18 protein-coding genes are annotated in these 21889 nt (G+C 45.0%); 2 read left to right on the top strand and 16 right to left on the bottom strand.

Annotated elements, in window-relative coordinates; all coding sequences use genetic code 11:
* Positions 1-25: 25 nt before the first annotated feature.
* The 4 genes from KO537_RS12710 to KO537_RS12695 form a co-directional block, all read right to left on the bottom strand.
* Positions 26-541, bottom strand: a complete 516-nt coding sequence (locus KO537_RS12710; protein ID WP_219234592.1) for a ClbS/DfsB family four-helix bundle protein — start codon at positions 539-541, stop codon at positions 26-28.
* A 57-nt stretch (positions 542-598) separates the two neighbouring features.
* Entirely contained in the window at positions 599-916 is a 318-nt protein-coding gene (locus KO537_RS12705) for a hypothetical protein (protein ID WP_219234591.1), read from the bottom strand.
* Positions 917-1756: 840 nt separating this feature from the next.
* Positions 1757-2209, bottom strand: a complete 453-nt coding sequence (locus tag KO537_RS12700) for a hypothetical protein (RefSeq protein WP_219234590.1) — start codon at positions 2207-2209, stop codon at positions 1757-1759.
* Positions 2210-2346: 137 nt separating this feature from the next.
* Positions 2347-2838 carry a DUF2938 domain-containing protein gene (locus KO537_RS12695; protein WP_251071097.1) on the bottom strand — a complete coding sequence of 164 codons (492 nt, stop codon included), beginning with the start codon at positions 2836-2838 and terminating at the stop codon, positions 2347-2349.
* Positions 2839-2928: 90 nt separating this feature from the next.
* Here KO537_RS12695 and KO537_RS12690 point away from each other — a divergent pair, with 90 nt between their 5' ends.
* Positions 2929-3219 (top strand): MerR family transcriptional regulator, encoded by a 291-nt coding sequence (locus KO537_RS12690; RefSeq protein ID WP_251071096.1) that lies wholly within the window; start codon positions 2929-2931, stop codon positions 3217-3219.
* Between the two features lie 462 nt (positions 3220-3681).
* On the opposite strand, the gene KO537_RS12685 is transcribed toward KO537_RS12690, so the two are convergent.
* Positions 3682-3885 (bottom strand): hypothetical protein, encoded by a 204-nt coding sequence (locus tag KO537_RS12685; protein ID WP_219234589.1) that lies wholly within the window; start codon positions 3883-3885, stop codon positions 3682-3684.
* A 348-nt stretch (positions 3886-4233) separates the two neighbouring features.
* Between KO537_RS12685 and KO537_RS12680 the strand changes: the two genes are divergently transcribed.
* Positions 4234-4404 carry a hypothetical protein gene (locus KO537_RS12680; protein ID WP_219234588.1) on the top strand — a complete coding sequence of 57 codons (171 nt, stop codon included), beginning with the start codon at positions 4234-4236 and terminating at the stop codon, positions 4402-4404.
* A gap of 121 nt (positions 4405-4525) precedes the next feature.
* Here the strand turns inward: KO537_RS12680 and panP are convergent, their stop codons facing one another.
* The 11 genes from panP to KO537_RS12625 form a co-directional block, all read right to left on the bottom strand.
* Positions 4526-6175, bottom strand: a complete 1650-nt coding sequence (gene panP, locus KO537_RS12675; RefSeq protein ID WP_219234587.1) for a pyridoxal-dependent aspartate 1-decarboxylase PanP — start codon at positions 6173-6175, stop codon at positions 4526-4528.
* 284 nt (positions 6176-6459) lie between these two features.
* Positions 6460-7674 (bottom strand): glycerate kinase, encoded by a 1215-nt coding sequence (locus tag KO537_RS12670; RefSeq protein ID WP_219234586.1) that lies wholly within the window; start codon positions 7672-7674, stop codon positions 6460-6462.
* Positions 7675-7906: 232 nt separating this feature from the next.
* On the bottom strand, positions 7907-9265 hold the full coding sequence (locus KO537_RS12665; protein ID WP_219234585.1) for a GntP family permease: 1359 nt from the start codon (positions 9263-9265) through the stop codon (positions 7907-7909).
* 307 nt (positions 9266-9572) lie between these two features.
* Entirely contained in the window at positions 9573-10580 is a 1008-nt protein-coding gene (locus KO537_RS12660) for a catalase family peroxidase (protein ID WP_219234584.1), read from the bottom strand.
* A gap of 209 nt (positions 10581-10789) precedes the next feature.
* Complete coding sequence (locus KO537_RS12655; RefSeq protein WP_028760487.1) at positions 10790-12028, bottom strand: sugar diacid recognition domain-containing protein; 1239 nt, start codon at positions 12026-12028, stop codon at positions 10790-10792.
* A gap of 8 nt (positions 12029-12036) precedes the next feature.
* Positions 12037-12735 (bottom strand): uracil-DNA glycosylase family protein, encoded by a 699-nt coding sequence (locus tag KO537_RS12650; protein ID WP_173245662.1) that lies wholly within the window; start codon positions 12733-12735, stop codon positions 12037-12039.
* Positions 12736-12845: 110 nt separating this feature from the next.
* Positions 12846-13451, bottom strand: coding sequence for a hypothetical protein (locus KO537_RS12645; protein ID WP_173245659.1), 606 nt, complete (start codon positions 13449-13451; stop codon positions 12846-12848).
* Between the two features lie 216 nt (positions 13452-13667).
* A complete protein-coding gene (locus KO537_RS12640) occupies positions 13668-15755 on the bottom strand; it encodes an MtrB/PioB family decaheme-associated outer membrane protein (protein WP_219234583.1) in 2088 nt (695 codons plus the stop codon).
* A 12-nt stretch (positions 15756-15767) separates the two neighbouring features.
* Positions 15768-16769, bottom strand: coding sequence for a decaheme c-type cytochrome MtrA (gene mtrA, locus KO537_RS12635; RefSeq protein WP_028760483.1), 1002 nt, complete (start codon positions 16767-16769; stop codon positions 15768-15770).
* 68 nt (positions 16770-16837) lie between these two features.
* Positions 16838-18790: an OmcA/MtrC family decaheme c-type cytochrome gene (locus KO537_RS12630; RefSeq protein WP_219234582.1), complete on the bottom strand. Its 1953-nt coding sequence runs from the start codon at positions 18788-18790 to the stop codon at positions 16838-16840.
* A 402-nt stretch (positions 18791-19192) separates the two neighbouring features.
* The gene (locus KO537_RS12625) at positions 19193-21724 is read right to left on the bottom strand and encodes an OmcA/MtrC family decaheme c-type cytochrome (protein WP_173245650.1); all 2532 of its coding nucleotides are present in this window, start codon (positions 21722-21724) and stop codon (positions 19193-19195) included.
* Positions 21725-21889: the final 165 nt, after the last annotated feature.

Genomic DNA, 21889 nt, shown 5'->3' with positions numbered 1-21889 from the left:
CCTCCGTGCTTAAAAGAGTTGTTTACTAGGGTAATGCATTGTCTTTTTTGAATCGTCGTACTTTGGTACGTATATTCTTCATCGGGGAGTAAGTGTTGAACTGGATCATACGGCCCAGAGTCCATTTATCGTACCAAGTTATGCCGTACAGTTGCTGATCACTGAGACTCGCAATCAGCGTTGACAATTTTTCCATTGTCATTTCATATTCATCAAGTAAATCAGTATATTGCCATTGGCTATATTCATGATGAAATCGCTCTGCTAATAATCCCAGTTGATTCCATTTATAACCCGTATCGGGAAAATCAACGGGGAGTGCTTGCGATGTTAACTCGTACCATTTGAGCACTAATTTACCCCAGCCAATAAGGTAAGCGACTGTATCACTTACACTAATTTGTGTACCTTTGATGTTTCCTTCTATGCTGCACACACGGGACATTTGGGCTGGGATTGAACGATAGTCAGCTATCAATTTGGGGAAAACTGAATAAATAGCCAATTCAAGTTCTTGTTTTGATTGGGGGATAGATGACATCACTACCTCGTCTACATTAGATGCTTAGGCTGAGTTTAACATCATCTATTGGGCTGTTTAGTATTCACCTGTCACAATAAGCTCTTGTTCAATAGATTCAACAACTAAGGCAAGTGTACTATTGTCTCGCTTAAAGCCGACAGAGCAAATTGCCATCGCGCCGTTACCACAGGTTATTTCAGGGTAATCTTCCGTCATTGGCGTTTCATCTTCTGCTACGGGTGCTAATACCCAGCCAGCAGCCAATAAACTCGATTTCACCTCAGCATACTTTTTACCCCATAACGCGCTGATGTCCTGTGCTGGAGCATATAGAGGCAATGCGCCAAGACTTAGCATGATCAGTGGGAGAATTATCTTTCGCATGGAAAACATCTTAGTTCCTATGTGATTTTGGGGATGATTGATGGTTAATTTTTTAAAGGCTAAATCAACGTCGTGAGGCTTCATCCCACACCTGAATCCCATTAAGCCTTTGGTATGGCTGATAGTCTGTTACTCACAATTAGTGCATTCAAACTATTTATTAATGAGTGTCTCGTTAAATATTTCTTCGTTAAATAATTTAAAAGCAAAGTCAAAGTCGTGGGGCTTCACCCCACACCCGACCAAGGAGGACTGCTCGTCCTATCCTCCTTGGATGCTCCAAGACGCCCCAACGGAGTTGAAAGCCCCTTGTGCTCATTACCAAATTTGCTATCGCTTCCGAAGGATGCGTCCCTGCACCTGCGAAAGCTAGTCGGTCATCCATGACCGAACTCACGCAATTTGTCTATTCGCCCTGCGGCAACTCCGAGGGGAAGTGTATTCTGTTACTTCGGAGTTAACTGTGAATTCTAAAAGATTCAAGCCAGTCCTGTCTTTCTCTGTCTTTCTTACTATGTGGTTTCGGTTGGTCGCTTAGCGCTTGTGAGCGTGTTAACAGCATATATTATTCATGGTCCCTCTGTGCATTATCCTTATGTGCATTAGTTGGGGGAATTATGGCTGTTCTTGTTTATTCGTTTTTCCCAATATTTTTCATACAGTATCTGTGTCGATATAAAAATAACAACGAACACACCCGTATCAATAATAAATTTCAATGGTTCAAAAGGATCGCTAAGAATATCGTAGTGAAAATCGAAGTATTTGAATAATAATTTTGAACCGATAAAAGCAAAAATAAAAGAGGTAAAGAACTTCAATGGTTTTTCCTCAAAATATGTTGATAAATTAACTATTCTCTTTGGTGCGTTTGTACTCTTGTTGGGATTGATAAATTCCCAGAATGATCAGGCCAAATACGAAATAGAACAATTTTTGCGCTGAAAACTCGATTGTCAACGTAGGATGTTCTAGGTGGCGGTATAGAATACTGTGAGAAATTGCCTCTGTTATCGTCAGAATAAATGGATAGCTAATTAATGCGATAGACGATATTTTCGCGAATTTGTACGTTTGAGGTTGTTTAATGAATTTTGCAATAAATAGTAACGCAAATGATAGCGTCAGATTGCTTATCCATAAAATAGCCGCCGTAATTCGTACTTGAGTATGACTTGCTTCTTCCGCATCGGGATAAACCTCTAATATCTCCTGCAAGTAGCTTGCTGGGCTCACTAATCCCCAAACAGGGTAAAGGCATAGCAGCACGGCAGTGAGCATTAAAATATATCTGATAAACATCCTTTTTCTCCGACAGATTCTGCTTAGAAAGCTATACTTTTTATACTAATCATTACATTAGCATTGTTTTTTACAAGTGGCGATTGCTTTGGCTAAACTAAATTATTGTGACAAAAGTTTTTAATGGATAGCTAAGTTTAAACATGAACTAAATATTTCAGGCTTAAAGCAGCAAAAAATAGCCCTAGGCCATAGACGCTATATGTCAGTAAACTTAGCCACCGAGCTTTCCATGGTGAAGGTGTTTTATTTGCTGCAATCCCAAATCCAAGACAAGGTTGAATGACATAGAAAGGAAGCACTATGGTAACAAAACCAGTCATTAGTGCAGGTATCAACGTTGGCTCAAATAACCACATCTCCCCAAAGATTAATACATGAATTAAAGCAATAATAATACCGATAAAATAATGCAGAAACCAACCCAGAAAGGTTTCTCCTTTAACAGATGGGGTTGCCATAATAGGCCGATGAACCAGCTGACCTCTGTAAATAAACCAACGTCCCACAAATGCATAGTCAAGAGTTGGATTATGAAGTACGTTTTTTTGCCACCATGACCATGAATCCATTATTAATGTGGCACCAATACCCACTAATATTGACTGTAGCCAAATAGAAATCTCCATTCAGTTTTCCCTCTTGGTATTCTTTCCTGATATTGATATAGTTCAGGCATGGTACAACTTGAAGTCAACTTTAAGTCAAGAGTGAATGTTATGGATATTGCAGAGGTATCACGCGAATCAGGATTAGCTCCTTCAACATTGAGATTTTATGAAAAAATTGGACTTATCCAATCCATTGGCAGAAAAGGACTTAGACGCCAATATGCCCCTAAAATCATTAATAAATTGAATATTATCTCACTTGGACGTATTGCAGGTTTATCATTAAACGAAATCACTACGATGTTTAATGAATCGAATCAATTGACCATTGATCGTAATTTACTGGCGAAAAAAGCATCTGATATTGATCTCAACATTAAGCGGCTAAAAGCAATATGAGATAGTCTTAACCATGTAGCAAGTTGCCCACAATCAGATCACTTAGAATGTCCATCATTCCAAAAAATAATGAAATCGGTAAAGTCTTTTGAATCTTAATCCGTGATAGAAATCACTCGCTATGCGTATAAGGAATATTGTGGTCACTTAAATTTAGCAATTGAATTTGACACACAAAGGAGTGAATGATAAGTACTTAATCTTGGCAATAACGTTTAACTTATTTCGTGCTAATCAAACTTATTTAAAATAGATGGAGCTGAAAAACAATGGGTGCTACAAGATCTGATGTGCTTATCGTTGAACACCCACCATGTCAACCTTGTGTGATGGAAAACAAATTTATTCTGAAAAGTATTTAACCCAAATCCAACCAGATACTGCCCAATAAATGGATAAGTTTCATATTAGGTCTAAGCTAATTAATTTTAGCCTTAGTCCATCATATATAGTATTAGATTGTTAATTCTTTCTCGAAGAAAGATAAGCCATCACAGCTATCATGCTCCCAATTACAATACCTGTAATTCCAAAAAATAAGCCAGCTTCTTGTCCATATATAGCACCTGATTGTAGCAGTGAATAGACAGGTGAAAGACCGAAGTATGCACCAATCACACAACCAGTTACAGAAAGTAAAAGACCAACCTTAGTTCCAATGTTCATTTTATAAAATCCTTTTTTGGTAAAAATTTACTGGCGCATAGATATTTCTATTCTCGGTGCAAATGTCTGCCTCCGTGTTTTTCGTGGATTAGTTAAACTAAAGTCTGAACTTCCCGTCAAGCCGCAAACAAGCACTGGAGCAACGTAACATATATAAAAATAAAATAAAACTAACAAACTTTGGTTTGATTTGTTCAAAGGGAAAGACCATAGACACTTAGCCTTAGTGGCGCGTAAGCTAATCTCACGAAAGAGTGAGACACCTACACCCTTGGGTTTTTTCAAGCTAGTTTTCATACTTAGTGTGGAGCAAGACTGCCTATGTGATAGTGGTATGTATTTTTCCATATGCAGCAGATTACGCAAAAATTAGCCAAGGTGAATTCAATTGCTGACGTGACCTTCGATGACATGGATGTCATCGCAGAGCCGCCATGGATGGCTTCACGGCGAGTCACGGAGGCAGTTGAATTCGGCGTACCCGCTACTGATGCAGAGTGCTTTTTCTTTGTTATTTAACGTAAGGTTTCGCTAATTTTGTGCTGTAAATAAAAACAGCCGCAAAGATCTTTGCGGCTGTTTTACTATTTGAAACTTTATATCTGAAAGCCGCTATTTGAAACTCATCATCCCAAACTTGCTATTCAGCAATCATCGCCATGAGTGCGGGTAAAAACTCGTTATCTAGTGCGGCGATTTCACTTTGCTCAACAAGCACTTGGTTGAGGATGTCATGGCTGGTGAGGGGGTTGGCGAGTACTACGCGAAACACCACGGTCGCTTGTCTAAAATAGCGGGCTGGCAGAATGCGGGTGCGGGAGACGAAGGATTTACCCTGTTCGCGTTGGTGCTTTTGAATAAACTGAGTAAGACCATCGAGCAGCTCATTAAAGCGGGCGAGTTTTACTGTGTCTGCTTGCTCACAGGCAAGCTGCATGGCGGCTTGGACACTGGCGGGGACATAACGATAAGTCAGCAGACACAGTTCTGGTTCAGTGATTAACTCAAAATCCTCATGGGCTTTGATTTGTTCGGCAAAATAGCGGGCTTTTTCAAGGCTGTTATTGATTAAGATTTCATAACCATCGCGGCCGATGATCTGTAAGCAAGCGTGCACTAACATCGCCATGCCGGGGCGTGAACCTTCTAGCGTTTGGCTGCCGAGATCCTTTGAACCACGGCGCAGAATGTATTCGGCGTGATGGGCAATGGCGTGGGCAAACTCTGGGTCTTTAAATAACACCATGCCTGCGCCCATAGGCACGTACATTTGTTTGTGGGCATCGATAGTCACTGAATCGGCAAGTTCGATACCTGCAAGTAAGTGGCGGTATTTATTGGATAATAAACTCGCGCCGCCCCAAGCTGCATCCACATGGAAATGGCAGTTTAACTCTTTTGCCAGCGCAGCTAACTCTGTCAACGGGTCAACATTACCGGTTTCTGTGGTGCCAGCCACGCCAACAATCGCTAACACTTTGATGTTCTTGCTAGCAAGTTCAAGGGCGGCTTGGCGCATTTTCGCGACATCGACCTTGTTATCGCTGCCAGTGGGAATGCTGATGATATTGTCGCGACCGATGCCAAGCAGATCGACGGCTTTACCCAGCGAATAGTGGCCCCGCTCCGACACTAAAATCGCTAAATCATCATAGCCGTAGTGGCGCAGTGCCTTGAGTAAGCCTTCGCGGCTGACGCCTTTAAACTCACCCTCGGCTTTCAATAATTGGTTACGAGCAATCCACAGCGCCGTGATGTTGGCAACCGTGCCGCCGGAGCAAAATGCCCCGAGGGAATGATTGGCGCTGTGCATCCAGCTTTGATAAAAATCCGTATCTTGGGCATAAATCAAATGGTGCATCATGCCGAGCACTTGGCGTTCAAGCGGCGTAAATGCCTTAGAGGTTTCGATTTTGACCAGATTTTGATTGAGTCCCACCATCATTTTTGACAGCGGCAACACAAAGTAGGGCAGTGCCGAAGTCATGTGGCCGATAAAACTTGGCGCCGCTGTGTGCACCGAATGCGCCACCAGATTTTGCATAATTTCGTCGGTGTAATCGGAGACAAAACGCGGCTGAGTTGGGATCTCAAAGGCTTGAAAATCTGTTTCGATTTCAGACAAGGGTTTTTCGAGCGCGGCGATACTGTCACCCAAAAAGCCTGCTAAGTCCTCGGAGAGCTTTTGCTCAATAATACTCAGCGTTGAGCTTGCATCTTCCGGTGCAGTAAAAATGCGCAGCAAACTTGCTTCGGATGCGGTGGCTTGGCGAGGGAGTTTCTGGGTCATGGGGCTTGCCGTCTATTAATTTTTATAGCGAAACTGCAAATTGGCTCGAAGAGTATAACGGACCAGTGACTTTCGACCAGTGATGCGCGATCAGTGACTCTCAAATTTTCAATCAGCGGAATACTAAAAAGGGAGCTCACTTTACTGCAAGGCCTTTTAGGCATCAAGCACTAAAATTTGGTATTACCAAAGCGTTGCGGCCTAAATAAGCAAAGGCGCCGTTATGGCGCCTTTATGTTTAACTCGACGAGCTACTCATCAAGCCTGAGCATTAGCCCTAAAAATTAGCGTTGGCCCAACATGAGTACCGCGCCGATATTTCGGGCGGTATTGCAAAGGTTTAGCTTGGCATTGGCCAGCACATCATCAAGCGGACTTAAGTGCGGGATGATAGGGAAGATAGCCGCCATACCGTGATCCAATATGGCATTGGCGTTTTCACCGAGGCAGCCCGCGATACCGATAGTGGGAATGCCCTGCAGTTTGGCTTGCTTTAACACGCCCATTGGGGTTTTACCAAACACGGTTTGACCATCGATACGGCCTTCTCCTGTGATCACTAAATCGGCGCCACGGATTTTATCCGCAAGGCCAACGGTTTGCATTACAATCTCAACCCCAGGTTTAAGCTCGGCATGTAAAAAAGCCATCACGCCAAGACCCATACCGCCAGCAGCGCCAGCCCCGGCATGATCGCGGTGATCACTAATGCCATTGCGGGCAATCACATCGGCATAATGGGCAAGAGCGGCATCTAGCTGCTTAACCATCTCGGGCGTCGCACCTTTTTGCGGACCAAAAATTGCCGATGCACCGCGTTCACCGCACAGTGGATTATCAACATCGCAGGCAACTTCGAAGCTGCACTCACGTAAAAGTGGATGAGCGTTTGATACATCGATTTGAGCAAGGTTCGCCAGCGCTGCGCCGCCAGAAGGTAGCGTTTTACCTTGGCCATCGAGCAATAAAATATCCAGCGCTTGGGCCATACCCGCGCCGCCATCGTTGGTGGCACTGCCGCCTAGCCCCAAAATGATGTGCTTTATCCCCCGATTAAGCGCATCACAAATCAGCTCGCCCGTGCCATAACTTGTGGTAAGCAGCGGATTACGTTGCTCCCTCGACACATGATGCAAACCTGAGGCTGAGGCCATTTCAATCACGGCAATCGCGCCTTGATGTGGCGATTTGCTCGTTGGATCTGCACGTGAAACTGAAGCAGAACTTGTATTCATAGCCGCGCCCAGAATGCCTTCACCAAGGATGCCATAGTGCGCTTGCACTCTATGCCCCAGTGGCCCCATGACCTCTAAGCTGACAATACTGCCGCCCGTGGCGTCCACCATAGATTGCACTGTGCCTTCGCCACCATCGGCAACGGGTATTTTGACTATGTCGCAGTCGGGGATCACTTGTTTTAAGCCTTGTTCGATGGCGTTGGCCACTTCGAGCGCGCTTAAGCTTTCTTTAAATGAGTCGGGGGCGATAACTATTTTCATTAAAAATCCTACAGCTAAATGGGATAAAACAGGGCTAAATGTTGAACACTAAACCCAAGGCCACTTACGTTGGGCGCAACAACATCCCTGTGCTAAAACTGAGGTGATATAAAGGAATTTATATCCATCACTGGCACATTAATCTGTTGCAATTATTAGGGCGTATAACAGAACTATATCTTGGGCACGGTATGTGCCCAAGGGACAATATTGAATCAAGAACTCATTAATATTAGAGCAACACTAGACTTAGCACATACACAGTTACCATGGACGTTACACCTTGGATTAGGGTCGCCATAGTTTGGGCTTTATAGGCTTGTTTGACGCTCATGCGGCTAAATTGGGTGACAACCCAAAAGAAGCTGTCATTGGCGTGGGAAACTGTCATCGCACCTGCGCCAATTGCCATTACTGTTAATACTCGTCCCATATCGCTACCAAGACCAATATCGCCAAGCATAGGCGCAACCAGTGCTGAGGTTGCGACTAACGCGACTGTCGATGAACCCTGCGCTGACTTAAGCGCGGCAGCGACGATAAATGGCATAAAGATACCGATACCCAGTGCCGACAGTGATGTGCCCAAAAAGTCACCGATAGGCGTGGCTTTTAATACCGCACCAAAGGCACCACCTGCACCTGTGATTAAAATAATCGGCGCGGCAGTGACGAGCCCTTGGCTGATGCGTTCGCTAAATTCGCTGATCTTATTCTCACCCTTTAACAGCAGCAGGGATAAAAACAGGCCAATCATCAGGGCATTAACGGGCTGACCGAGGAACACGAGCGTATCAAACACACCTTCTTTACCCAAAGGCGCTGAAGGGAAGTTAGCGATAGAACCTAAACAAATTAATACGATAGGCACAAAAATTGGTGCGAAAGCTTTTAATGGACTTGGTAGCGTGCCATAGCTTTTTTTCAGCGTTTCATAGTCACTGGCCTGCGCTTTAAGTTCTTCTGCGCCTTCACCATCGGGCTCAACATCGGCAAAGCGGTTTGCCCATAACATACCCGCGAGTGCCGCAACGGCGGCCACAAAGAGACCCACACCGATCACTAAACCTAAGTTGGACTCTAAGCCTAAGTTGCCTGCGGCGGCGATAGGGCCTGGCGTTGGCGGTACAAAGGTGTGAGTGGCGTACAGACCTGTGGCTAAGGCAACGCTCATGGAGACACTAGAGACCTTCATGCGGTTCGCCATCGATTGTTTCAGTGAGTTTAAGATCACAAAACCCGAGTCACAAAAGACCGGAATAGACACGAGATAACCGATAATTGACATAGTGAGTGTCGGGAAGCGTTTACCTAATATCTTGATCACCACATCGGCCATGGTGATGGCGGCGCCGCTTTTTTCCAGAATAATCCCTATGATAGTGCCTAAGACGATCACTAAGCCGATATAGCCTAAAATATTGCCAAACCCTGTGGTAATGGTTTTAGCGATTTCTCCGCTTGGCAGACCATAGGCGAAGGCCGCGATAAAGGCGGCCAGAATTAAGGTTAAAAAGGGGTGGAGTTTAAATTTTGAGGTCGCGATAACAATAAATGCAATCACGCCGATGAGAATAAGCACTAAGTTCATAGTTTGTCCCGTTCAGTTCTTGGCTGAAGTTTTTGAGTAAGTTTTTTGACTTATATTGTAGGGCGCAGTGCTTATTTGGGCCTGAGTCCAAATGAGGGCTGCTTTAAGGTCATCCTATTATTGTGCAGGTATGTTTGAATAGCTTTGGCTAAATCCACGGAATTACCGCGTTATGTTTCGCCATTTTTGTGCTCATGCACAAAAATGCTTAGGTGAATTCGAATGCAGGAGGGTTAATCTTGTCGATAAGGATTGGCAAATAGGGCTATTTGCCAATCCTAAACAGGAGGGACTTAACTCGACATCTTTATTGACGACGAATAAAGGATTCTACATAGGCTGCGGTGCGGGCATTGAGTATCGGATCGGCAGATGCAGTAATGCCCTTAGGTAATAACAGTGGGTTAAATATGCCTTTATCACACTGTTGAACTAGGGGATCGCTATCTCGCTCACCGTTAATCATCACTTGGCCTACCAGTAAACGCTGGCGAGTTTCAGGCCAGATCACAGTTGGGTCATTAATCTCATCCCCCATTTCGGCGAGTTGAATATAAAGGTTCCATTGTGCTGGCTGGGTTTTAATGCGCTCGAGTAATTCCGCCTTTAAAAAATCATCACTGAGATTGGCAAGTTCACTGGCTGACAGCCCGGCAGTACCAGCGACAGGTTCAAAAATCCATTTACCCGCGACCGTTTCACCTTGTTGAACACTGTTTTTTGGCGTGCTGAACAGGAAACTATTTACACCGAAGTAGCGGCTGTTGGCAAAACTTGGGCTGGGAGGCAACTGTTTAACATGGTCGAAAAAAGCTTTGGCGCTGGGTTGATTATCAATAAGCCACTGTTTACCTTCAGGGCCTTGTTTCACTTTGGTCTGAAAGTTAAAAAATTCTTCGAGATTTTTGGCAAAGAAAACGGGAACGTTAGTGGTGACAAAGTTAAGGTTTTCTTTATCGCCGTCAATTTTGAGTGACATAAAGCGCCCAGCGGTTTTATCTGAGATCTGCGGATTTGTACCGCCGAGGGAAAAACGGGCTGTGACCTTGATACTATCTTGATTAAAAAATGGAATTGCCAACGTTTGTTGTAATTGTGGATTCGGTTTAAAACTGCCCGAGGTACAAAATCCCTTAGTGTGATTACGCAGTTTGACATTTTTACCCGCCTCGCGACTTGCCGCATCGGGTGTGCCGTTGACGGCATCGACCAGTTCGGGAATGGTTTTCTCGGCCGCGATTAACGAAGGTGAAGTCAGCGCTAAGCCGCTAATGAGACAAGCTTTGGCGAGTAAAGTCAGTTTGATTGAGGTCATTATCATTCCTTTCAATGGACTAAGTCGAGAGCGCTAGCATATCGACGCGATACTATATGAAAGGATAGGAAAGGGGATACGGTATAAATCTTTCAATTAATTTTTTAGTACAGGCCAAGTTTTACTCAATTGATCTGGTTATAAGGTTTGCGCCGTCATCTGCGGGCTTTTTTCTAGCTAATCTGTTGAGTTGCTAAGTCATTTGAGCGTTAAGTTAAGCGAGTCGAAGTATCAATTAATTGCCCAAGATACAGGCTTAATAATCCATGCAGGGATTGAATGTCGGCTTGGGTGATTTGCTGAATTTTATCAAGGCGATATCTCAGTGTATTGCGATGAATAAACAGGGCATTCGCGCATTGCTGTGCATCGCCAAAGTGGGTGATGTAAGCCGCTAAGGTTTTGCGTAATTGGCCATTTTTATCCGCCTTGGCGAGTTGCTGATAGGGCGTTGCCAGCGCCTGACCGCGCCAGTCATGTTTTAGCCCTGCAAGTAACACTTGTAGGGAATAATCTTCAAACAGGTATTTATTCCCTTCTGCATTGAGCTGCTTACCGAGTGCCAAGGTTTCTTGAGCCGTGTGATAGGAGCGCGCTATCCCGCCTTTTTCCGGGAAGAAATGGCCTAGAGCAATTTTAAAGTTTAAATCCATTTGGGCGGGTAAGCGCTGCAACAGCTTATCGATACGCTGATTTTCAAGCTCAGGATCCCATTGTTTTCCATCTAAAAAAGCAGGCTTTAGGATCACCAACTGCGACATTGAGGTCATGGCAATCAAGTTACCACGGTCAGGATATTGCAATAGATGCAGCACTTGCTTGAGGGTTTCACTGACTCTGGGGCTACGTTCATCGGCGGGCTGAGTGGATGCCTCAGCTAAGTACAAGGCCGCTGGGGTGGTGTCGGTTTTTAAATGGTGTTTCTGGATGTTTTTCTCGCTGATCTCAATAATGGCCGCGACTCTTGGCAGGCTGATATCAATGTCTAGCTGTTTTGCCCAGCGGTGCAACTGTGCATCATCGGTTTCAGCTTTGATCAGTTGCAGAATAAACTCTTCACGCTGGCGATTCTCCCATTGCAATTTATCCTGCAGGTTGGCTTGTTCAACAATCATTTCGGCGGTCATTTTAAGTAACTCACCATAATGGGTGAGCTCACGTGGATCACCGGTAATGCCGACAACACCTATGATTTGTCCTTGATAATGTAAGGGTAAATTGATGCCTGGCTTAACGCCATGCAGCCCTGAGGCGACTTCTTGACTGATCTCCACATTGCGATTTTGGGCAATCGCCAGCAGCGCGCCTTCGTGGGTTGATCCTATACGCTTAGGGTCGCCTGAGCCTAAAATCACCCCTTGGCCGTTCATCACATTGATATTGTGGCCAATGATTTTCATTGTGCGGCTCACAATTTGCTTCGCGATGGCAGAATCAAGTAGATACATACAGGCGCCTAGTGGGGTTGAAGGTTTAATAGGGATGCAATACGCATTCTTAATCTGGGTAGCATATCGCGTTCAAACTCAGGATGCTGCTTAAGCCAAAGATTATTACGCGGGCTTGGGTGCGGCAAGACAAGATACTTAGGCCAATATTGCTGCCATTGCGCGCATGCTTGGGTCACTGTTATTGGTTTCAGTTTGGGGATGGCTATTACTTTAGCGCTGGTCGAAATTTTACTGCTGGTTGTTTGAGGCTCAGTGATCGGCAAAGTGGGGTTTACGGCCTCGGACGATTCGCGCGGTAGATGATAGTCGATGGCATATTGGCCGAGGATCACAATTAGCTCTATTTGCGGCATTAGGGCGAGCAAGGCCTGATGCCAAGTGGCAGCACATTCGGGGCGCGGTGGTTTATCACCCTGCTTTTTACCGTTTTTTTCGATACTGCCCGGAAAACAAAATCCCATAGGGATAATGGCAAAAAGATTGGGGTCGTAGAATTGCTCCCGCGTGACATTCAACCAAGTGCGCAGCCGTTCACCGCTGGCATCGTCAAAAGGTATGCCTTTATGGTGGGTTTTCACGCCCGGAGCTTGGCCTGCAATCAAAATCCGCGCTTGGGTACTGGCCTGTAATATCGGCTTGGGCGCTAAGGGTAAATGGGCCTGACATAAAGTACAGGCGCTGATTTTGGCCAGCAGTTTGGCCATTGATGCTGAGCATGATGGTGATACAGTTACGCAAAGTGGCGATGGCGCTTTAGTGAGATTCATCTTAGTCAATTTAATCGCTAATTTTATCGTTGCTCATTCATTTTCAATCAGGATTGGAGCATCATCACTGTTTGATATGCCCAGTAGCCAAAAAGAGAATAGCCAAGGATTAAACTGATATAACTTAATATCTTAGGAATTTGATTTGGGCTTGAAGCCAAACAAATGTGGGCCAGCACAATCGTAAAGAGGGCTAAGGGGGCAATCACATAGCTCAAAGCTAAGATAAATAATGCCCCTAGGCTGATGATCCAATCAGCATTGCGATTGGTGGGCTTATCGATTTGGCAAAGCTGTAGTGGCAATAAAATCAGTCCAATACCGACACAGATAATACCTAAGTTAAGGGCGAAATCACTCCAACCTCTATGATCATAAATGGCTAACGCAATGGCAATTAATGGCATTATTAGTGCGCTTAATACATGGCGTTTGGCAAAAGTGGCGCTACGGTACTGACCCGCAAAAAAGAATAAGCCCTGTAGAAACAGATTGATTAAGGTAAAACCACCTAGGCCTAAAATGATAAATAGGCTCGCTGCGCCACCCGAAGGGTCGAACGCCATGGCGGGTAAGGGTAATAGGCTTAGCCCCAATAGTGCTTGAATTGATAACAGCCACTGAGATTGGGAGAGTGAAGAATAAATACGCATGGGCTCAGAGGATTAACTAAAAGATTGAATTAAGATCCGCTAAAGTGAGCCAAAACTCAAGGATTAAGGTTTTTATGGGCGGACTTTCGCGCCAGAGTCTGATCTTATTCAAGATTTTTACGTTTATCTGCCATGACGTTATCGCTTTAAAAGATCCTGCTGCACTTAAACAAAAGCCCGCAAAATGCGGGCTTTTCGTGTTATGAACAGTATCGATTAGAGTTTGTAACTCATGCTCAGCATGATCATTTGCGCTGTGTAGTCATGGCTATTGCTGCCAAAGCCTACGACGTTCCAGATCCCATCGACGGCGATATCATTGGCGGCATCATTGTCTTTATAATTCTCAATTTTATAATCCAAGCGCAGCGCCATTTTCTCGGTGGCTTGATATTGAGCATATAAGTTAATGTTGTGCACTTTGGCAAAATAATCGCCATAGTCGCCTGTGATACCTTGTCTGACTTGAGTGTTACTGTCGGAGTTTGAATAAGTGTAATCCAATCCCATGCGTAACTTGTTCTCAAGCAAGTTGTTGTAGCTCAGGCCCGCCCCGACCACATCTACATTGTCTTCAATGAATCCTGTCCATGTTGGGGTGCTGTAATTACTGCTTCCCGCTTGTTCAGACTCAATGATTTGGTAGTTGTAGAAGGCTGTCGCCAGTAAATCATCGGTGATCATGTAGCTGATGTTGGCATCATAACTGGTGTCTTTTGACTCAGTTAAGCCAATAACTGTGTCAGAGTAGTCATCTAATGCGTAACGGGCACCGAAATCTATGGTCAAGCTGTCGATTGGCGAGTGGGTGACTCGAGCTTCAATCTGGGTTCTGTCGCGGTTAGCCAGATTGTACTTACGTAACAGGCTGTTGGTTTCAGAAGATGTCCATTCAGAAGCTTGATATTGCGAGCCATCACGCTGACCGTAACTGCCCTTAACCCACATATCCCAAGTTTCAAAGCTGTTAACGCGCAAACGTGCCCAAACAGTATTTTCATCCGTGGTTTCACGGTCTTGATAATTACGGTCGTCACGTTTGAAGTCATAGCCGCCATCAAGCTTCAGTCCATGGGTAATACGATAATCCGCCGCCACTTTGAAGCGTTGGCTAGTGTTATCGTAAGGGGTGTTATAGGCCACCTTACCATTGACATTGTTGATGCTGACTTGGGTCCACTTTTCAATTTGAGTATTGTTATCACGGTCGCTATAGTCGTAGCTACCACTTAAGCGCAGTGAGTTAGTCACTTTACTGACGACTTTTAAGTTTAACCCTGTGAGGTCAACTTTGGCATCAACGGCCTCTGTCGGCACTTGATAGCCATAGCCTGAAGTGACTAATGCTTGGTCTTGACTCATTTGTCCCGCAAGCACACGACCTGTTAACACATTGGTATTGTCGTTGTATTGACCCATGAGCGACACTGTGTGTGACTGGTTGTCAGGGTCAAGGGCGAGTGTGCCAGAGGTTTGAGCACCAAAGGTCGGATTGAAGGCACTGTCGAAGTTTAACTGGTTGTACTCGTTCTTAAAAATTGAGCCATTGTAGTTAAGTGCAGTGAACCAACGATCGCCTTTTAGTTTAATGCCAGCTTCAATGGAGTCAGTGGTGTAATCAACTGGCTCAGCTAACATCATGGATTGGTTAAAGAATCCACCTGATGTTTTTTTCAAGCCGGTTTTTTCTTCACGCATGTAGCTCACATGCGTACTCCACAGCGATTCACCTTGATAGTCAAAACCTAACCCTGTGCGCTCACGTTTGAGCGACAGTTCTAAGGCATTTAGGTTGTCCATCAGTAACGGCATCTGGCTGCTTGAACCCGCAGTTACCCAGTTGTCTGGCAAGGTTAAATTATCGCTGCCGACACCAGAGTAGGGCGTTAAGGCGCTATTACTATTGTAAGTGGCGATTTGGCGATAGTTTACATTGACATTATACTGGCCCTGTTTGCCCGCATTGACATCTAAACGGCCACCATCCATGCCCAGTTGATAAGCTTCAACGCTGGCTTGATAGCCTTTCTCACCACGGAAGGTGACATCGGCATCAAATTTACCTGCAACTTCGTTTGAAGTCCCAAAGGCATTCGCCGAGCGAATATCCTCTTCGCTGTTGTAACCCACGCCAACACCCACAGTGCCAGATGTACCCGTTTCAACAACGCAGCCTTTACAGCTCCAAGCGGACATTTTGACTTTTTCTGTATTGGCATTGGCTAGGCCATACCCGTCGGCCGCTATTGCAAAACCTGTGTTTGCTAGTAACGCCAGAGTGATCAAATTGAGTTTAAATTTCATTTTCTCGTCTCCTTAGCGCTGTAATAGCTTGCCAGATGGATGGTTTGAACCATGGACCTGACTGTGGCAATTTAAACAGCTTCTTCCACCCGTAAAGGCATTGTCGCCGACGTTTGAACCTAAACCAGTGTTACCTAAGTAAGCATTGCTGGCGTGGCCATCGCTAGCGTGACATTGCTGACACAGCTGCGGTGCGCGGGTTTTCAACATGGCATCATTCACACTGCCGTGAGGATTGTGGCAAGTCACACAGTTCTCAGTGACGGGTGCATGTTCCCACAGTTTTGGGCCGCGTTTCTCGGCGTGGCAGGAGTAACAGGTTTCGTTAATGCTAGGCTTGTTTAGATCGGAATCTGTCATGCTCCCATGGGGATTATGACAATCGCTACAGGTCATTTGAGCCCATTTTAGTGGGTGACTCGAGCGTTTATTCATATCTGCTTTTTGCTTAGTGTGGCAGCTAGTACAGACTTCCATTTCGGTGTTTTTTGATAACACAGGATCTTTTGCGACATGCACTTGGTGGCATGAGGCACAAGCGACATCGGCATTGTCATGGTGACTACCGTTCCAAGATACGCGTTTATCATCTTGGTGACAGCTCATACAGACACTGTTTTGTTTTTCTGCACTTAAGGTCGATTGCTTACCAAAAGTGATCATCGGCTCGTTGCCGCCTTTATTGTGTTGACCCATAGGACCATGACAGGCTTCACATTGCAGGCCAGCCATTGGGCTCTTTGATGAATCAATGGCGCCATGAACACCTTTGAAGAGGTCCATCACTTTTTCAGATTTTTTGTGGCACATCAAACAAGAATCGGCACCTTTAGGGGAGTAGCTGCCTTCGGCAAACTTCTTATCTAAGGTGGCTTCGACTTGTTCTGGAGTCATTTTGTCATCCCACTTTGAGGCGTGTGCACTCGGTGTGATGCATAAAGACATCACTGCAGACATTGCCATGGAGATGACAAGTGCCGGCAGTAGGTTTTTCATTTTTAGGCTGTTCTTCATAATAGGCTTCCCAATTTGTCCCAACAAAATTCAAGAAAGGGGGAGCGAACTCCCCCTGCTTGGGCAAATTACATCTTCACCTGAGTGTGATCTGTTGGTGTGGGTTTGTGACAGTAGAAACAGGTTTCTGACTGCGCCGCTTGATTGGCTTGAACATAATCACCGTTCACAATCGCGCCCATATTTTCTAAGCCGTGGCCAATAGATTCTGGCGCGTGGCATGAAGTACAAGTGGCAGTGATTGGCGTGGTGTATTTACCCGCAGTTGTTGCCAGAGCGCCTTTGACCTTGAATGCATCTAGGTTGAAGTCGTTATGACATTGGGTACATTCTTTGATGACACCTTGTTTACCATGAACAACGTGTAATTTCATCTCCAACGCACCTTTGTTAGCACCACTTGCATAGGTACCATCAGGGGTATGACAAGCGACACACGCATCCACACCGACGATTGGCTTACCGCTGGCATCTTTTGCATGTGATAGCTGTTCTGTCATCACAAAACCCGCATGGTGGCCTTTGTGAATTTCGAAGCTATCACCGTGACAACCTTGACAGGTACCAAACTCAACTGAGTTAACATGACGCATGCTCGGTGCTTTACCAGACTTAGTGCCAAAAGCTAGTTCAGCTTTCATGCTCGTTGTTGCGCTGTCTGCGGTACATGCGGTTAAGCTTGTACCAGTGCTACACACTTCTAAACCGATAATGGTAAAGGCGGTATCAGTATCGCCTGCACCGAAAGGTAGAGCGGGTGTTGTAAAGACCAATTTACCGTCAACTAAGGTTACACCTTCTTGCAGTGCGCCATCTTTGACTAAGTCTTTCGCTATTTTCGCTTTACCGCTACCTGGACTTGGATTGTAGCCCATGATCGGGAAGTTAGGGCCAACGTTGGTAACAGACTCTAAACGTTTAATCTTATCTTGAACGGTTGCCGCATCAATTGCGTTACCATCTTTGTCTAAGATAGACACGGTTAATACTGCAGTATCATCAGCTTGACCAGCAAGTGCTGCTGACATACCTAACTGAGCGATAACGGCTTTTTTGTCTGCAGTCTTACCTGTGTGCAGTTCTGCAGTCCAATCGCTGTTATGACAGGCGATACAGTTGGAGTTATCTAGTTGTTGTGAGTGGCCTTTACCAGCAGCAAAGTCCACTGCGCTATGGCAGCTTCCACATGAGGCAGCAGTTGGGATACGTGACCAATTACTCCAATCAGGCGTAGCCTCATTTGCTGCGTGACAGCTTTGACAGCTTTCTAATGAGCCTAAGGTGAGGTCTTTGTGTTTAGCGTGAACGAGAACATTGAACTCTTTACCTACACCGACTTTTCCGGCCGTGTGGCAAGTTGCACAGTAATTAACGTCGGAATACGCGCCGCCATGTTTAACAGTGGCTAAATCTTGGTGACAAGTATTACAGCTTTCTGTGGCGACAATTTTGCGACTGTATGTTGGCAGTGCACCAGTATCGGCAGTGAAGTCGACAAAGGCGTTACTGTTTGGTACTTGAGTACCATCGGGAAGCGGAGTGTTATAAGCGCGGATTAATACTCGTTGAGCTAACTGTTCGTTATAAGTGACTTTAGTGTTAGCGGTCAGGTTCATACTAAAAGTATAACTGTAGTGACCGTTTTTCTTGTCAACGAAAGTCCCTGGGCATGTTGCAGCTACATCACAGGTTTCATCACCAAAGTATTGCCATTGTGACGCATTACCTGCACCAGTTGCGCCTTGTGGGATTAATTGTGCTGCGGCAAAACGCATTTTTTGTAGGCCAACAACGGGTAAATCATTTTCGTTAGTGACGGTAAACTCAACACTCGGAATACCGTTAGTGACGACAGATTTGTCAAAGGCGAAATTAAGGGTTTGAATCGCTGGAGCAGGTTCGCCACCAGGTTCACCGGGATTACCATCATTACCATCGCTGCCACCACAGCCCGCTAAGGCCATAGTGACTGCACTTGCTGCTAACAGCAGTGCGATTTTAGTTGTTTGTGCGTTCATCATTTTTTTCCCTGCATAGGTTTGGCATTGCTTAAACGCTATGTTCTAGAGCCAACAGATTCTATGTCTGTGTTTTTGGTCACTAGAAGCGACTTAAGTGGATGCTGGAAATAGAATTCCCCAAGGAAAGGCTAACCTAACATGACCTTAAAATCTCCAAGGCCTTTGCTAATGTGTGACTTGGATCTTTCTATTTCTAAAGAGGTATTTAAAGCGAGAGGTAAAAATGATTCTAGAACAAAAAAACAGCGGATTTTATCTGGGTAATGTGCGTTGACTTTATACTATAAAAGCAAGGTTTGAATGGGATTGCTGTTATGTAAATAAAATCCCCCGCAGTGCGAGGGATTTTGCTGAATTTAATGTGAGTAACGACTGATTTGCGATTCGTTACTCGGTTCCATATTAGTATTTCACTGGGTGAACTTTATCCACACCAAATGATTTACCTTCACCATGGCAGGTCGCACAGGTTTCGCTACCAGGAGTATAAGTGCCAGCAGCAGCGTTATATACACCACCATTGGTTTCGAAGTGACCTATCACTGCGCTGTCAGTTGCGGTCGTTGCATGGCAAGATGCACAAGCTGCAACGGTTGGTGAGTATTCACCAGTACTTGCTAAGAACGCAGGTTTATCGCCTAGTGTAGCTAAGCTAAGTTGACCTTTATCATGACAAGCCGCGCAGTTCGCTGGGTTTTCAGGGAAGGTTGCTGCATCTGTTGTTAAACGGCGAACACTGCGAGTATCAGCGTGAATTTGGTGGATCATGACTTTAAAGTCAAAACCACGTTCAAATGGCTTTTTACTGTGAGCAGGAGCGCCATTGTGACAAGCCACACAACTACCATCGGCTAAAGCTACCGCGGTATTAGGTACAGCAGAGTGACAAGTACCACAGCTGTTATCAGGCTTGTCTGCCGCATGGGTCAGCGCATGAGAGGCTGAAAAGTCAGCTTTCTCACCATGACAGTTAGCACATTTTGCTTCAGAGATGACTATGCTACGTGCGGTAACATTACTTGCATCGGCAGAGAATGAAGCTTTATTACTGCCAACAATCACTTCGTAGATTGGTGCTTCAGTGTTACTACAATCAATCGCAGCATCCATCGTTGGATCGAGTTCTGCAGAGTTTGCACAGATCAGCAATTTGCCGTCCATGAAGCCTTTACCAATACTAACAATTTGTTTGTATGGAACAGAACTTGTGCCAATAACAGCTTTAATGCCTGTTAATGTGTATGTTACTTTTGAGCCATTTGGTACCGCTGTTAAGTTAGCGTTAGTCTCAACTTTGGCCAAATTTACAGAAATACGGTTTTCGCTACGACCTAAAGTACCATTAGATGGACGTGGGCCCATGGTGTATTCAGTGCCATTGAATGCCGTTAAGCTGACCCAAAACTCTTTCACTTTAGGATCTTGATGTGGAGCAACATCACTGTGCCAATCGACTGTGAATGTTAACTCTCCTTTAGCCACATCAAATGTGCCATTTTCTAACTTATAGGCATATTCAGTTCGCAGTAACTTAGTGGCATTAGCTTTTGCTAAGTGATATTTAGCGCTGCCTTCTTCACCTTGTTCGGCGTGACAAGAAGCGCAGCCTCCATTTTGGAATACATTGACTAGGTTTGCACCTGGAATACCGTCAATTTCAGGTGTTGCATAGTAATGGAAATAGTTACCAACGAAACCACGGTCTTTTTGACCTTCAGGTGGCGTTAACCATTCACTGTTATCTACTGGATTAAAACCTGACATGTGACAAGATGCGCAGGCTAAACCTTTGTGATGTTTAAAGCTCGCGGCATCAACGGGTCCTTTGTCATCTGTGCTATGGCAAGACTGGCAGTTCCCGATAGAGACAGGCAGAGTGACTCGTTCAGAAACGTCTTTACCTTCACGGTATTGTGGGTAGCCACTTTCAGCCGCAGCTTTAGCCATAGTACCGCTAAAGTCATAAGCCGTTCCGCTGTAACCCACCATAGCGTAAGTACCTTTGTGAATGGCATGAACCATGGCGCCCATATCCAAAGGTGATCCTGTTTCTGGATCTTTACTGTAGCTGGTATGACAAACTTGACAGTTTGCTATTCCGATCCGTCTTCCGCCATGTAGTGCTAATGGCTTAGCAGTAGAAGATGTATCGCTATAATTTGTGCTGTGACACTTGATACAGTTCGCTTCTAAATCGACAACCGTACGCGTTTCCGTCTCTTTAGCTACTCTAAAGTTATCGCTTGGTAAGAAGTCGATATGGCTGTTGACTAACTTGGCATCTTTACTGCCATCGGTTTGAAGTTCTAAAGTAATGCGATGTATTAATGTTGGGTCGTAGGTTAAATCGAGACCTTCAATAGCGGGCAAAGTACTTAAATTGGTTTGGAAGGTATAGCGGTAAACGCCACTATCAACCACTGTTAAACAAGTGGTTTTACAACTAGATTCGATGTTCGCTTGAATAGCATCACCAGGTGTAAATTTCATTTCTTTAGTAATAGGATTGCCAGCGCTATCTTTACCATCGGTATAGCTATAATTTGCAAGACTGCGTGCAGGATCAGCTGCTTTCACTGAGTTGATATAGCTGACCCATTGAGGTGTTTTGTAACCTTTGCCACTTTCAGGGGTAAGTTTTGCAATACCCAATCCGATAGCATTGATTTGAGCGTATTGCTCTAGGCCCGTCACAGGAACGCCATTCGCATTCGTTAGTACTATGTCTACGCTGACAGTGCCGTTGTCAATTTTTACATCTTCAAGTGTGGCTTTGAGTGTGGTGGCTTGACTTATGTCTAAGCCTACCGGACCCGGTTTTCCGTCTTCACCATCTTTACCGTCACTACCACCGCAACCGGCGAGTAGTAGAGAGAGTAAACCGGCACCCAACATCGCTTTTGTTGCGGTATTGAAATTGAACCGTTTCATCATGATATTTCCCTGCAATAGTTGTAATCATCATCAAACGCCTGGCAAATAAGAATAAATCTCATTACCCGCATAAGATGTGTGGAATTAGTTTTCCATCTGTAAGGCTAACTAAGTCACTGGTATTTATCAGTCACTTTAGGCGGGTAATGTGACTGAGATCTGACT

This window comes from Shewanella sp. NKUCC01_JLK (genome assembly GCF_019345615.1).
GTDB classification, from domain to species: Bacteria; Pseudomonadota; Gammaproteobacteria; order Enterobacterales; family Shewanellaceae; genus Shewanella; species Shewanella oncorhynchi.
Note: the sequence above shows the minus strand (reverse complement) of the source record. Positions and strands in the feature narration are given on the sequence as shown.

Excerpts from the sequence above, each read along its gene's own strand:
- KO537_RS12660 (WP_219234584.1), bottom strand. The coding sequence starts at position 10,580 with ATGACCTCAATCAAACTGACTTTACTCGCCAAAGCTTGTCTCATTAGC.
- KO537_RS12640 (WP_219234583.1), bottom strand. The coding sequence starts at position 15,755 with ATGAAATTTAAACTCAATTTGATCACTCTGGCGTTACTAGCAAACACA.
- KO537_RS12630 (WP_219234582.1), bottom strand. The coding sequence starts at position 18,790 with ATGATGAACGCACAAACAACTAAAATCGCACTGCTGTTAGCAGCAAGT.
- KO537_RS12685 (WP_219234589.1), bottom strand. The coding sequence starts at position 3,885 with ATGAACATTGGAACTAAGGTTGGTCTTTTACTTTCTGTAACTGGTTGT.
- KO537_RS12665 (WP_219234585.1), bottom strand. The coding sequence starts at position 9,265 with ATGAACTTAGTGCTTATTCTCATCGGCGTGATTGCATTTATTGTTATC.
- KO537_RS12680 (WP_219234588.1), top strand. The coding sequence starts at position 4,234 with ATGCAGCAGATTACGCAAAAATTAGCCAAGGTGAATTCAATTGCTGAC.
- KO537_RS12625 (WP_173245650.1), bottom strand. The coding sequence starts at position 21,724 with ATGATGAAACGGTTCAATTTCAATACCGCAACAAAAGCGATGTTGGGT.
- KO537_RS12710 (WP_219234592.1), bottom strand. The coding sequence starts at position 541 with ATGTCATCTATCCCCCAATCAAAACAAGAACTTGAATTGGCTATTTAT.
- KO537_RS12700 (WP_219234590.1), bottom strand. The coding sequence starts at position 2,209 with ATGTTTATCAGATATATTTTAATGCTCACTGCCGTGCTGCTATGCCTT.
- KO537_RS12650 (WP_173245662.1), bottom strand. The coding sequence starts at position 12,735 with ATGGCCAAACTGCTGGCCAAAATCAGCGCCTGTACTTTATGTCAGGCC.
- KO537_RS12705 (WP_219234591.1), bottom strand. The coding sequence starts at position 916 with ATGTTTTCCATGCGAAAGATAATTCTCCCACTGATCATGCTAAGTCTT.
- KO537_RS12645 (WP_173245659.1), bottom strand. The coding sequence starts at position 13,451 with ATGCGTATTTATTCTTCACTCTCCCAATCTCAGTGGCTGTTATCAATT.
- KO537_RS12695 (WP_251071097.1), bottom strand. The coding sequence starts at position 2,838 with ATGGAGATTTCTATTTGGCTACAGTCAATATTAGTGGGTATTGGTGCC.
- KO537_RS12655 (WP_028760487.1), bottom strand. The coding sequence starts at position 12,028 with ATGTATCTACTTGATTCTGCCATCGCGAAGCAAATTGTGAGCCGCACA.
- KO537_RS12690 (WP_251071096.1), top strand. The coding sequence starts at position 2,929 with ATGGATATTGCAGAGGTATCACGCGAATCAGGATTAGCTCCTTCAACA.
- mtrA (WP_028760483.1), bottom strand. The coding sequence starts at position 16,769 with ATGAAGAACAGCCTAAAAATGAAAAACCTACTGCCGGCACTTGTCATC.
- panP (WP_219234587.1), bottom strand. The coding sequence starts at position 6,175 with ATGACCCAGAAACTCCCTCGCCAAGCCACCGCATCCGAAGCAAGTTTG.
- KO537_RS12670 (WP_219234586.1), bottom strand. The coding sequence starts at position 7,674 with ATGAAAATAGTTATCGCCCCCGACTCATTTAAAGAAAGCTTAAGCGCG.